General features: G+C 59.3%; 7 protein-coding genes. 1 reads left to right on the top strand and 6 read right to left on the bottom strand.

Annotation, left to right across the window (positions count from 1 at the left end):
• Positions 1-191: 191 nt before the first annotated feature.
• Both GRAN_RS23115 and GRAN_RS23120 read right to left on the bottom strand, forming a co-directional pair.
• Positions 192-3,122: a polysaccharide biosynthesis/export family protein gene (locus GRAN_RS23115; RefSeq protein ID WP_192898059.1), complete on the bottom strand. Its 2,931-nt coding sequence runs from the start codon at positions 3,120-3,122 to the stop codon at positions 192-194.
• A 44-nt stretch (positions 3,123-3,166) separates the two neighbouring features.
• Positions 3,167-4,450 carry a nucleotidyltransferase family protein gene (locus GRAN_RS23120; RefSeq protein ID WP_128915440.1) on the bottom strand — a complete coding sequence of 428 codons (1,284 nt, stop codon included), beginning with the start codon at positions 4,448-4,450 and terminating at the stop codon, positions 3,167-3,169.
• Between the two features lie 161 nt (positions 4,451-4,611).
• On the opposite strand from GRAN_RS23120, the gene GRAN_RS23125 reads away from it, so the two are divergent.
• Complete coding sequence (locus tag GRAN_RS23125) at positions 4,612-5,670, top strand: hypothetical protein (RefSeq protein WP_241655118.1); 1,059 nt, start codon at positions 4,612-4,614, stop codon at positions 5,668-5,670.
• Between the two features lie 294 nt (positions 5,671-5,964).
• Here the strand turns inward: GRAN_RS23125 and GRAN_RS23135 are convergent, their stop codons facing one another.
• From GRAN_RS23135 to GRAN_RS23150, 4 genes are read right to left on the bottom strand one after another with little or no spacing between them, the layout of a single operon-like run.
• Positions 5,965-7,725 (bottom strand): glycerophosphodiester phosphodiesterase family protein, encoded by a 1,761-nt coding sequence (locus GRAN_RS23135; RefSeq protein WP_128915442.1) that lies wholly within the window; start codon positions 7,723-7,725, stop codon positions 5,965-5,967.
• Complete coding sequence (locus tag GRAN_RS23140; protein ID WP_161571131.1) at positions 7,722-8,996, bottom strand: MFS transporter; 1,275 nt, start codon at positions 8,994-8,996, stop codon at positions 7,722-7,724. The genes GRAN_RS23135 and GRAN_RS23140 overlap by 4 nt, the downstream gene beginning before the upstream one ends.
• Positions 8,968-10,005, bottom strand: coding sequence for an aldolase (locus GRAN_RS23145; protein ID WP_128915444.1), 1,038 nt, complete (start codon positions 10,003-10,005; stop codon positions 8,968-8,970). The genes GRAN_RS23140 and GRAN_RS23145 overlap by 29 nt, the downstream gene beginning before the upstream one ends.
• Positions 10,006-10,007: 2 nt before the next feature.
• Entirely contained in the window at positions 10,008-13,517 is a 3,510-nt protein-coding gene (locus GRAN_RS23150) for a TonB-dependent receptor (RefSeq protein WP_128915445.1), read from the bottom strand.
• Positions 13,518-13,643: the final 126 nt, after the last annotated feature.

Below are 13,643 nucleotides of genomic sequence, written 5' to 3' on the forward strand. Positions count from 1 at the left end.
AATGATGTGCGCAACAGACCTCGGGCGGCAAGCGTCTCCAGGGCGCTGTAGACCCAGCTCTGCGACGGCTCATAGATCGAGGCACGATCGCCTGGTAGCGTGGTGGCCGGCGCGACTTGTGCGGTTGCATGCATACAGAGACCGAGAACGATGAGAAGACGCCGGGACGTACAAGCACATTCCATGGAAAGCTAGAGCGCAGCGACGGCTGCGGTGATTGCGATGGACGATGCAAGCTGCGCCGTGGCCAACAGATTGCGCCAAAGCAGCGAGTTGCCAAGGATCTTTTGTGGAACGACGACTACGTCGCCGGGATCGAGCTTGGTCGAGAGAACATTGGAGCCGAAGAAGCTTCCCGATCGGCGGCCAATTACCAGGCCGTTCGCGCGAATGATGAAGATCTCTTTTTGATTGGCCGAAGTGTTCGCTCCGCCAGCGCGCGCAAGATACCAGGCCGCAGTCTTATCTGGCGTAAAGGTGAGGGCCGTTGGGTTATAGACCTGCCCTGAAATAAGAACGAAACCTGGCCGCTTGGGAATCGTGAGCACATCGCCTCGACGCAATTCGATATCCGCAGGTGTGTTCGCCCAGGAATCGATATCGGCAGTGATATGGATGACAAGACGGCCGGTCGGCGGGTGGTTCTTGAGCTGATTGAGAACCTCATCCTGCTGCGCTTTGATTAGCTGCAGGCTATCCCCAGAACCACCTGCCGAGAGCGCGGGCGAGAGCCGAGCCGCGGCGCTCGTCGTCTCTATCTGGCGGACAAGCTCGTCGCGGCTCTTCTCTTCCAATTCCTTTACTTGGTCGCGCGCGAGGATGGCGCCTTCGGAGTACGCACTTTCGCGAAAGCCACCAGCCCGGCGTAACACGGTACTGAGGTGGTCGCCGTCGCGAAAGCCGTAGCTGCCAGGAAAGCGTACCTGACCATCGATCGTCACGGACTGACCAATATCGCCCCAACCAGTGATCTGGTGAACCGAGAGAGCATCTCCAGCCTTGAGGGCTACATCGGCGTTGCGGTCCGTACCGGCGACCGCTGCGCCAATCTTGACGCTGACCAGGTTTTCGCTGATGCGGTCTTCACCTTCGACGGTATAACTCGTGAGGTCGGCAGTGGATTGCATAGCATCACGTTTGAAGCCGCCTGCCATGCGGACCAACCCCGCCGCGGTCATACCTATGGAGAGTGGATAGGTTCCCGGACGCAGAACCTCACCCTGAATGCTGACAGTCGGCGAATCTGCTTCATAGCGGCCTAAGATGCGAATCGTGTCGAAAGGCTCGAGAGCTAGATTGCTGTTGCCAATCATCACGTCCGGAACGTTGAAGTCGATGGTTTCCGCGTGCAGATCTGGCGGTACGAGGCGGATGATTTCGCCGTGTGCCGCGGGCTCAGGGAGCATATCGCGGTTGCTACGCAGCACGTCGCTGAGCTTCATAGCATCGGAGAACGGGACACGGCCGGGACGTACCACGTGCCCTTGTAAGTAAATAACTTTCTGGCTGTACGGTAGGATCGGCGAGACGCGAATGGCGTCCCCATCGCGAACTGCAAAGGTTTCGAGCGTTTGCTGGATCTTGCCGTCAGGAGAGCCGAGCGTAATGGTTTGGCGCTCATGATTGTCGGCGATGCGCTCGATGGTGATGTGGTCGAGGGCCGCAGTCGCCGTAGCGCCGCCAGCGTCTTCAAGAATCCCTGCGAGACTTGTCGTGCCTGGTAGAAGCTCATAGATCGCGGGCCGCCGCACTGCCCCTGAGATGCTGACCTGCGAGCCCGCAGGCGGAATGAGAAGCGTATCGCCGCTCTCGAAGTGGACCGAGGCGGAGTGCACGCCGTGTAACAGGAAGTCGTATAAGTCGATCGACTCAATAAGCCGACCACCACGCATGTGCCGAACGACACGCAGAGAGCCGGTTGCGGTGGGGCCGCCAGCCGCGATGAGTGCACTGATCGGAGTGGCGAGGGCGCCGATGTCGTAACCGCCTGGGCGTTGCACATCGCCCGCAACATACACGCGTACCGAGTGAAGGCGCGATACCGTGATGGAGATATGGGCATCGCGGTACTGCGGTTTCAGCACGCCTTCGATCGCGGCGCTTGCCTGGCCTAGGGTCATGCCAGCGACCTGCATGCGGCCATTTTCCGGCAGGGGGATGGCCCCCTCGCGATCGATGGTGCGGCTTACCGTCTGGGATGTGGCACCCCATACGTTGATGCTGAGGTTGTCTCCCGGGCCGAGCACGTAGTCCGGACCAAGCGGCACATCCAACGGCGGCTCCGACCCAGCCAAGGTACGAGAGGTGCCGAGTGCATTCCTTCCCGTGAAGACGTTGGAGCCAAAGCGGCGAAGCGGCGTTGCGGACTCCGGCAACTGCTTGTAAAGGTCATGTAGCGAGCGAAGATTGTAGGGGGCGGGTCGATTCAAGACGTCGGGAGAGTTCCTCGGGCGGTCCTCTTTTGGCGTCGTATCCCGAGCCATATCGCGCGGCATCACGTAGGCACAGTTCGAGGCAAGAGCCTGCTCGGCACCCACGGTGTTGATTGCCGACGGCGGCATGAGAAACGTTGACGAGTTGATACAAGGTTGTGATGAGAGCGAACCAGGAGTCTGCGAGCCTTCTACCGGAGCCCGATTGCTGTCGAGACTATATCCACGCGCCAGCAGAAAGTCAGTGAGCGACGAGCGAAGCTGCTCGCTCGTCTGAATCTGTTCGAAGAACTGCTGATCGGTGAAATCGTTCGCACTGACCGTCATACCTCGCTGGCTTAGGAATCCAGCGGCCTGCTCCTTCACCTGAGTAAGCAGGTCAGGGTTTCCCTGCAGAATGTCGATGAGATCCGATGATGAGAAGGATGTGTTGTTCGATATGGTCGGCACGGACATTGGCGCGGACATCGGCACGGAGATGGGAGATGCGCCGACTGCATTGCGGGTGGACGAGAGGCTATCGTCCTCCGTGGAGTTGGCGCTCTGATCCGTCGCACTCAGGCTTTGCTGCCCGGGTGCGAAGGGGGTCTGCGACGAAAACAACGTGGCAGCCGCGTTTTGTGCCACGCCTGTCGCGGTGAAAGTTCCAGCGGTGAAGAGAAGGACGGCGATAGGGAGAAGCTTATGCATGATGGTGCGTCTGCTAACCGTAGTGGGGTTGGGTGCTTGCTGTGTCATGCGTGGGTAAGCGAATTGTCATTGGTTTGTTGGTGCCGCGCTTCCACGCCCTTCCAGCGGGCACGTTCGAAAGCAAGCCGTGCGCCCTCAATCACATGGAAGCGGAGCCGGCGCAGCACGAAGAGCGATTGGCGCTTGTTCCGGCCCAGAGACTGTGCGAATGTTTCTCCGGGGACGGCCTGTTCAATCCTTGGCGGCAGACGTGTCGGCAGAACCTTCTGGCGCTTTGGTGCGGCTGCCCTCAGGCCGTGTGCCTCCAGCTCGTCCTGGAGAATCATCGAGAGTTTGCTGCCTCCCGCATTTCCGAGCGCTGCAGAGAGCCCAAAGCGGTCGATCCAGCGATGCGCGAACTCCGGGAGACGTTCCGTCGTCCACGAGGTGAGTGCCTCCGGTGCGAAGGGACCCATGGCGCCTGTAAGCAGCGCGACCACGAAGCCCAGCGCAAACCTCGCGCCAGCGTCTTCTTCCGTCAGAACACGCAGACGTCCCCAGAAAGCGCGGTCATTCCATCGGTAAAGTATGTGCCGATATAACTCGACTCCGTGGGCCGCGCGCGCCCCCTCGCTTGCGAGATGTTTGTACAGGTGGAGCGCCTGCCCCAGGAAGAGGTCCTCAGGCGAAAGTACCGGCATGAGGATGCCCTGAAAGGGAAGGGACTCACGGCGGCGTAGGTGAGCCTGGCTTGCGGACGTGGTTGCTGCATGGAGTTCGACGGATCGCGAGCCCGTGTCCTGATAAAGCTGCTTGATGGAGGTGCGGGGAACCGGCTCGTCCTTGTACTCCCAGCTTCGTCCACTATGCCCGCGGAGATGGTAGCCGCGCTGCGCCACGATCGCTTGCGCAGACGCAAGGTCTGACGGCGCAACTAAAAAATCGATATCAAGTTGCGAGCGAAGCTCGAACGAAGGCACGGAGTGAGGCCAGAGCGAGAAGCCTTTGAGCAGCGCGCATTCCAGGCCATGGTTCTTGAAGCTCATCTGGATTGCCACGGCTTCGGCGGCCATGGCTTTCATCCGCATGGAGTTGTCTGTAACGTTTTGCTGGAGCCGCTCGAGGACCTCGAGAGGCAAGTGCTTCGCCAGCCCAAGATCCGGAAGGCGAACGAAAAAGTAGAGCGCCAGACCAGAGACGTCGAGCCAGTACAGGAGACGTTTCCATTCCGGTGGCGAGAGATCGAGGAGTCTATCCAGTTCCGCCGGTGCATTCGTGAAGGACCGCAGTACGGCAAGCTGAACGGCTTGCCGACGAGAGATTCGCGAAGGTTTGTTGTCGCGTTGCATAGGAAGTACCCAACCCCAAGCTACGGACCATGGCGCAATCGCATGTCATCACCTTGTAACGCCATTGTCTCGATTTCCTGTCGTTGCCGATTGACAATGCTTTGACAAAGTTCCGACGGCTGAAAGACACCTTTCAGGGAGCCACCTTGTAGCTTCACGGTATGTTTAGTCCCCGGGCGTTTCCTCCTTCTCATGGGTCGTCGGTGAAGTGGCTGGCCCCGCTTGTACTCTGTCTCGCTGCGCAGATCTCCACGGCGCAGAACACTCCGCTGTTGTCAGGTGGCCTTGCATTCCAGACCACGACGAATGCGGGCCAGACGTCTTACCTTCCGTTGCTTGAACCGCTTGTCGCCGTACCACTCGGCGAGAAGTTCTTCTTCGAGTCGCGCGCAGCCATCCTCGAAGACTTCTTTCCTTCGAACGGCAAATATGATCACTCTCACTTCGCAGGCTTTACCTACGCGCAGGTAGCCTTTCTGGCGTCACCGCGTCTCACCCTGGTTGCCGGGGATTACCTGCTCCCGTTCAACGTCTACAACGAGCGCCTCTCGCCGGTCTGGATCAGTAACCTGCAAGATAGCCCTCTCATGAGCAGCATTGGTCTGATGTCCAGTGCCAGTGGCCTCGGAGGCATGGCGCGTGGAAAGGCTGTTCAGACTTCGAAGTACTCCATCGACTACGCTGCGTTCTTCTCCGCTCGGAGTGGTAACCAACAGTTCGGCGCGACTCGTGCCGCCGGCGGCCGCGTCAGCCTGTATGTTCCGGCACATCGGTTGGAAGCCGGCCTGAGCTACGACCGTTCGCTCCAGGGACCACAGCCGCAGCATGAGAATTTCTATGGAGCGCATGTGTGGTGGGAGCCAAAGGACATGGGGTTGCGCTTTCGTTCCGAGTTCGCCCGAGGCCATCATGCGCAAGGCTATTGGATCGAAGCGGACTACCGCACATGGGCGTTCGGAGGGCTTAATAGCTGGGTGGGTCGCATCGAACCGGTATTTCGTATGCAACAAACCTTTCGTCGCGACAACATTGTGAGCGATGGTGTGCCGCTGGTGAATACGCAGCGCGCGGACTTCGGGCTCAACTATAACCTGCCACACAATGTCCGGATACTCACAAGCTATTCCCGCCAGTTTTCTTCATCCGGCGACCACAACATCTGGGAAACCTCAATCGTCTATCGCTACCTGTTTCCAGCATGGAAGGAAAAATCGAAATGATCAGGAAACTCTGCAATACCATTCTGCTCTGCGCCGCAGCCATTACCGTCTGCACAGGCGCGGCGAGAGCTCAGGCAAAGGTAGCAAAAGACCCGAAGCCCGCGGCGGAGGCAACCCCCGCAAAACCTCAGCCCGGGGATCAAACCGAAGGACAGCGCATCTTTGAGATGAACTGTTCCCGCTGCCATGCAACGCCGGAAGGGTTCTCTTCACGAATCTCAAACACGGTCGTTCGACATATGCGTGTTCGCGCCGGCCTAAGCGCTCATGATGAGCAGGCCCTTCGGCGCTTCTTCAATCCTTAGGCGCATTCAGTATTTGAATCTTTTCCGCGGCCCATGCGGCCAGGTCTTTCTCCGGACCGGCCGCATGGGCTATTTTTTGCACGGCGAGAAGAGCATCCGCGTCACCATGCCAGGCGAGAATGCGGATTGCACGTACTCTCGCGCTGGGTGTGTTCAGGGCATCACGCACGGTGGGGAGGACTCGGATATCTGCTTTCACCAGTGCCCATTCAGCACAGTTGGCCGAAGCCTGGTTCGTTGAGGAGAGCTGTTGCACGACGATCGTGGGATCGTCACCAATGCGATCCCAGAGTTGAAAACACCCGACGACGCTGTCTGTCTGGGCAAACTCATGGACTGGCTGAAAGGCGACGTGGACAAGGGCGGAGGTTGCGTCTGCATCATGCAGACTGGAGAGCGCATGCAGCATAGCCATCTGTGCCCGAAACGAGGAAGTTGCTTCGCGAATCTGCTCCGGCGTGATGTTCTTCCGGCCGCCGGCGACATAGCCTTCCGCCAGGCTACGCTCTCGATCTATCTCTTTTTGAAGCTGCGCGGAGATCACCTTGGCGGCTCCGTTCGGACGGGTATGCGCCAGAGCCAAAGCCGCCGCGCCGCGAAGATTGACATCGCTGCTTTGAAAGAAGGGAAGGATAGCATCGATTGGAGCGTCTCCTTTCGTGCGCCCGAGAGCGCGAAGAGCCTCCAGTTGCACGCCGGGATCGGGGTCCGAGAGCATCGGAACCAGATCCGCGGCAGCGGACCCCAATTGGCCTAGAAGCCACGCGGCGTTCGCGCGTGCAGCAGCATTGTTCGCGCGTGCAGCAGATGTGAGTTGGCCGGACGTGAGTGCCGGCCTGGCGAGTAGAAGCGCGAGAGCGGCTGTGTGTGAGATACGGGGTGATGGATTGTCGAGCCAGCGGAGGAACCACGACTGGAGATCCGGATCTTGATAACGCGAGAGCTTGAGAATCGCTTGCGATCGCGCCGCATCGTCTCCGGTTTGCGCCTGCTCCTTAAGTCTCCGTATCTTCGATTCCACGTCGCGTCCAACGGCGTCGGCTCCCAGCCTCGGAAAGTCAACGTTGATGGCGTCGACGCCTGCAGCCACGGCGGCCTTCATCCCGGCAAGATCCATTCCGTGACTGTTCGCGGAGAAGTTCGCGATGACGGATTTCCCCTGGCGTTGCTGCGAAGCAACTTCGGCTGCCGTCACGCCCGGCTGCACCCAGGCGGCACCATAGCCTGCGTCCGCAGCCGAAGGCAGCATGCGGCGTATGTCGTCCCACTCACCATTGAATAGAACATGATCAATCATTCCCTCGCGCTCAAGAATTCGCAGTACATCCGCGCCGATGCCCTTGGTCTTGATGTCCAGGATGAGCCGGATGTCGAGGGAGCGGGCGAGGCGAAGTGCGTCGTCAAAGCGCGCCATACGCATGCCGGTAAAGCGCGGAGCCATCCATGCTCCGGCATCGAGGAGTTGCAGCTCGGCGAAGTTAGTCTGCTCCACGTCCCCGTGGCCATCGGTAAGCCGATCGAGCAGACCGTCGTGATTGAGAACAATCTCCCCATCCAAGGTCCGGCGCAGATCGATCTCCACCACGTTGCAGCCTAGAAGGGCTGCCTGCTCAAGGCTTGCAAGCGTATTCTCAGGAGCGTCTTCGTTCGCGGTGCGATGGCAGTAGAGAAGTGGGCCATGCTGTATCGGTTGAGCCTGCCCCATCGCGACGGAGCAGGCTGAAAGAATGAACAACGCACGTGCCTTCATGGATATTCCTGCCTCATGTATGGACTTACGAGACGAAACAAAGAGACGGCCACGATCACGCCGGCGCAAGCGATAACCCCAAGAGGAATGGCGTAGCCGAAGCGGGAAAACGAAGCACCGGCAAGCGTGACCGTGAGAGACGAAAGGAGGGCATTCAGAAACATCACCATGGCAGCAGCATGGCTACGTTGTGCATCGTTCACTTCGCTCATGAGTAGGTTGTAGAGGGCCGGTGAGCACATCCAGTGCGCGGTCGAGAACAACAGGTAAAGAAGAATAGCGACGGGTCCGGAGTGGCTCAGGGCAAGCCCGCAAAGACAGGAAACGGCGACGAGCTGCATGGCGAGAATGCCGCGCAGAAGTCCGAGGGCTCGGATCACCGCGGGCGTCATTAGACCGAGGAAGAGCTGCAGGCACTGCCCGGGGGAGAAAACCAATCCAATTTTTTGCATTGGAACGAAGTTCTGCCGAACCAGATAGATATTCGCGAACGGCAGGAAAGCTCCCATGCATGCAGTCCAAAGCGCCATGCAAGGCAGAAAGCGCAGCAGGAACGGGGTCAACCGGAAGCCGGTGAGAATGCCTGCCTGTTCTTCGTCCGTTGTCTTGCCGGGCTGCAATCGCAGTCGTGCTGCAGGGATGATGGCCAAGACGCCGATGAGACATGAGGCTAGAAGGATCCAGCGATGCATCACAAGTTCAGAACGCAGGATGGCAAAATGTGTCAGCCAACGTGGAAGATATCCTGTGACGGCACCGCCGATCGCGCTCGTCACGATGCTTGCGCAGAAGATGAGGCTGTACGCGGATGCCCGGTTTTGATCGTTCGTGAGGCGCGCCACGGCAGGCAGGTACGCGATGCCCCAGAGGCTCATGGAGGCGCCGGCAAGGAAACCGAGGACGATCTGTGGCGTCGTGCCCAGAAAGACGATGCGGGCCGCCCCCAGCAAAGAGGCAGTCAGAATGCATACCAAGAGTAGCGGCTTGACGCCGATCCGGCGTCCCAGTGCACCGGCGGGTAAGGTTGCGAGCGTGGACCCGAGAGTGAACGCTCCGTTGATCAAACCGATGGCCCGTTCTGTTGTATGTGCGTCAAGCAGGAACAGGTTGAACAGAAAGAAGTAAATTGCAAAGCCCGCATCGAAGAAGAGAGCGACGCAGAAAAAGATCCAATACTCTTTCGCCAGGGCCTGCGATCGGAGCCACGCGAGCGGTCCGCGTAAATGTGCAGAGGTGGACGTGTCAGCGGGCTGCGATAAAGCGTTCGGCATTCTCGCCCTCCTCGGCGAGCCAGCGCAAGAGCCGGATCGCATCATCCAGCGTTTGGTAGCGCAGCTCGTACACAGGCGCGGTCAGCAGGCGATCGATAGCGCGGTATTGGATATCGAGCATGCGCGGTATGCCATAGAGAGTTGCCCCCATGGACTCCCGCGCTGCAACAGGCGATGAGCTCACCAGCGCGGCAGGGCCGTTGTGATTTCTGTTGAGGAAGATGACATAGTCCACATCTGCCGTCGGGGATGTCGTGACATCCTTCATCGTGTTTGTTGGCACCTCGACGGAGGGCTTTCCTGCGATTCGCGCGGTCAACTTGAGCGGGCTGATCTCAGGGAACAGCGATGCGGACTCTGGCCGAAGGCGCACCTGGTGGCAGTTGCCAGTGACTCGCCGGCTTGTCTCCTCATTCATGAGATAGGAAGCGTCGTCCGAGGTGTAGATCCAGCCCTGATGGGCGCATGCATAGGCGAGTGTCGACTTGCCTGCACCGGAGTCGCCACAAAGAAGGATGCCCCGCGAATTCCATGAAACGCACGCTCCGTGAATTGGAGTGACATAGCGGGTACAGATACACGAATACGCCGCGGTGAGGAGATGCTGGCGCACAAAGAGGGGATAGCGTAGCGCAGCCTCCGTTATGTGCGTGCGCACCGTCGAGCGTTCCACGTCAACGACGCTGAAGTTATTCCCGTCGCATATGGTGGTAACCAAAGGCATCAAGAGGTGATATGCCGGTGGAGGCGGGCACCGCGTTTCCGAGGACTCTTCCACGACAATGTCGCAACGGATTGGATCCTTGGGAAATCGTGCCGTAAATGGCCGCCACATCTCTTCCAGCATCTTGAGGACGGCTGCGGAGTTTGTGAAGACATCCACCGGGAAGCCGAACGGGAAGAAACGTTGCTTGAGGGTTGGTGGCGGTCCTTCGAGTGGATGACGAAGCCGCTCCTGCTGCCTTGTCAAATAGGTACGGGTTGCCGTCTCGGCCCGGAGAACTGGCACGCTTAGAACCTCAGCTTGGCTGCGAGTTGAATAATGCGAGGATGGGGTCCGCCCTGCTCGCCGAGGATCAGGCCGAAGCTTTGACTGGCGACAGCCGGCTGCAATGGGTTTCCATAACCAAGGTTGTTGTTCGGGTTGCCAAACTGGGGCGTATTGGTGAGGTTGAAGAATTCGCTGCGGAACGAGAGCTTTAGCTGCTCCCGCAATGGAAAGATCCGCTCGACGGCAAAGTCGAGATTATGCTGGCCCGGGCCGCGAACGAGGCCCACGCCGCTATTGCCAAAATCCTCATCGGCGATGCTGGAGCTATTGGGCGCCTGCGGTGCTCGTTGAAACGCAGTCGCGTCGAGATAGCGGCCGCTCACGACCCGATCGAACAGAGAGCCCTTCGTGGACGGTGACGCGTGGGGGACCACCTGGGCGCGAACCTCGCCTCCCAGCAGCGAATAAACCGAACCGGCGTTGCCGTCGAAAACACTGAGTGCAGCGCCCGACTGAATGAGGGCGATTCCTGAGAACTGCCAATCGTTCGCGATATGCCGTAGAGCCGCGGGACCCGTGTGCACGTGTGGCGTGTTCCAGACTGCGTTGATCACAAGGCGCTGAGCTCGATCGTCGTTGGCCAGACCATAGGAGGACTGTCGCAGATGAAACTGATCGTTCGTGGGTAACTGCAGCTCGAAGGTATCCGTGCCACCTTCGCCATTGACCTCGTCGAGGTTCTTCGACCAGGTATAGCTGACCTGAAATTCAAGCCCATGCGATAGACGCCGCAGGATGCTTGCTTCCAGCGCGTTGAAGTTGGCCTCGAAGACTGAGTCCGTGAGCAGCGATCCTGGGCTGAGGCCCTGGAAGGGCATCCGCAGAAATGCATTGTCACTGGTGTTGACGGTCTGCCCGTTCACCGGATTGCCCGGAGAGGCAAGCAATGCCTGATCGAACTCCAGCTGGCCCGAGCGGTGGTCCGAACGCGTCCCAACGTAGCCGACCTGCACCAGCGTGCTGCGCCCAGCCTCGTACTGGATGTTGAAGTTGTACTCAGCCGTGCGGCCATCTTTGATGTTCGGGTTGATTCCTTCGATGAACGGGAAGCCAAAGTTGACCAGAGGCTGGAAGATCGGGAATGAAGAAGCGGATGGAGTGAGCGGAACGAATGGGTTTTGCAGCGTGGCAGGCCCGTTGGGAGCACCGGAATTGAACTGAGAGATCGCGAAGGGCAGTTGGCCCAACATCGCCTCGGGAAGGTTGCCGGAGTGCCGATCGTAATATAGGCCAGCCCCGCCGCGCACGACGATAACCGGCGTCTGAGTGGCCTGCCAGACGAAGCCGAAGCGAGGACTGACGTCTCCGTGCGGCGTCTTGTAGTAGCTGGAATAGGATGTGCGCGTGACGCCTGCGGGGACATCGCCAGGGAAGTTCGAAGCCACGCTAAAGCCGTTCAAGACGCCCGAGTCCGGAAGAACCCCCTGCAGCGCCTGGGTTGGGTCAAAGTTCGTCAGACGTCCGTGTACGTCGCTCGGGGCACCGAAGATTTCGTAGCGGAGTCCAACGTTCAAGGTTAGGCGAGGCGTTAGCTTGAAATCGTCCTGAGCGAAGGCCGCGAGATCACGATAGCGTTCGTCCCGGCGAAAGATGCCTCCGCCAGAGATGCTCAGGGAGACGTTGCTGAGGCCAAGCGGACTGTTGTTTTGCGCCGCGCTTTGACCCAGTAGAAAGTCCGGCAGGGAAGCGATCATAAGATTGCCATCCACCTGCTGCGGTTGATCCTCGCTGACCTGGTGATACTTCACCTCGACACCGAATCGTGCGTTGTTGCGTCCTTTCGTGAGCGCCACGGTGTCCTGTCCGAGGAATGTGTCGGTGACAGACCATTCGCTCGGTGTGCCGCCGTCGCCAACGGTGAAACCGCCGACGCTGATGGATGGCATGTTGGCTCCGGCCACCGCTGGCCCGGTGGGTGTGCCAATGCCGAGCGAAGTAGCGCTCAGCGGATTCTCCGCCGCGGCGAGTCCCTCGTAACGCGTATAACCGAAGCGCGCGATATTGGTCAGAGACGGGCTTGCGATGTGCGTGTCGGCCAGCGAAAAAAGCAGATTCTTGCTGGACGCATCAGTGCCCCACCCGGGGACGTTGGCCCCATTGGGAGAGAAGGGAAGGGTGGTGGTCCCGTTGGCGTAGAAGAAGCGTTGCGAAAGGGTATTTCGGGCCGTAAGAGTCTCGTCGAGATTCGCGCTGTATTGATCTTCGTTGTAGTAGGCAGGCGGATGAAACGTGGAGGTTCCGACAGGAAGTTGATCCGATGCGTTGGGCCCGGTTGCGACCAGCGGAATCTGAGGTGCCGGCACGGCGAACTGCCCGTTCGGCAACTTCGCGTTCAGGAGTGCTAGGGCGACAGGCGAAATATTCGAGCCGTCGCATGTGACTTGGGTGCCCCCGGCGTTTGTCTGGTATCCGAGTGCGGCCTGGCCCTGGCCGTCCAGATGCGTCGCAGGGCAGAACTGCGCACCGAGCGCGGTGGCAGAACGATCCGAAGTGAGCAGGGGAAGCGTGGCCGTGCGTGATGTCCCGAGCCCGTTCACCTGTCGCGTGCCTTGGTATGCGACAAAGAAAAAATCGCGGTCTCGCAGAAGCTTCCCACCCACGGCCGCCCCGAACTGATTCTGCTTCAGGTCTGCGCGAGGCTGGCCGTGAAGTTTGGAGAAGAAGTCGTTGGCGTTGAAGATGTTGTTGCGAACGAACTCCCACACGTCACCATGAAGCTGGTTGCCTCCGGTCCGGCTCACGATGTCGATATTGGCGCCTGAACCACGACCATAGCCTGCATCGTAGTTTGCCGTCTGCACGCGAAACTCCTCGATGGAATCGGGTGCGGGAATGGCTGTGCCAGTCTCGTAGTTCTGGGCCCCGGCGGCAGAGTTTTCTAGTATGTTGTTCGCGTCGATCCCGTTGAACTGGATGTTGTTGGAGAGGGGGGTCGCTCCCTGGGCGGCGACGTTCTGTGTGCCGTTGCCAAGGGTGGTGACGGTCGGCAGATCGGCGATGACGCCTGGAGACAGCCCAAGAATCTGTGTGTAATTCCGTGAGGCAAGAGGGAGGGACGTGATCGCCTCACCGTCGACCAGGCCACCTATGGTGGAGCTTTCGATGTTCGCGACCGGACGCGTCGCCCGAACATCGATGGTGGTCTGGGCGCTCTGGAGGGAGAGGCGAATCACAACGGCTTGTGTCTCACTTACCGATACCCGAATCTCACGCGTAACGCTAGGCGCAAAGCCCGCAGCGGAAACGGAAATGGTGTAGGTGCCCGGTGATATCAGGGGCAAACGAAAGATGCCGAGGCTATTCGTTTCGACAGTCCGGACGACATCGGTTGCACCGTTGGTAACAACAATGCCGGCGTGCGCAACTGCCCTGCCGGACGGGTCGGTAACCGCACCACTCATGCCGCCCGTTCCCGGTGTCTGTGCCGCCATCTCGAGGCTTGCGCTCAAAACGAGCGCAGCAAATCGCATTCCTTGTGTGCACAATCTCATTCGTCTTTCGCCCCGTGTAATTCCTAGTTGAGGCTGAGTATGCCGAATGGGTTGGTGAACAGTTGTTACTCCTTTGTCACCACATTGTTTTCTCTCTGCACAAGA

This window comes from Granulicella sibirica (assembly GCF_004115155.1).
GTDB classification, from domain to species: domain Bacteria; phylum Acidobacteriota; class Terriglobia; order Terriglobales; family Acidobacteriaceae; genus Edaphobacter; species Edaphobacter sibiricus.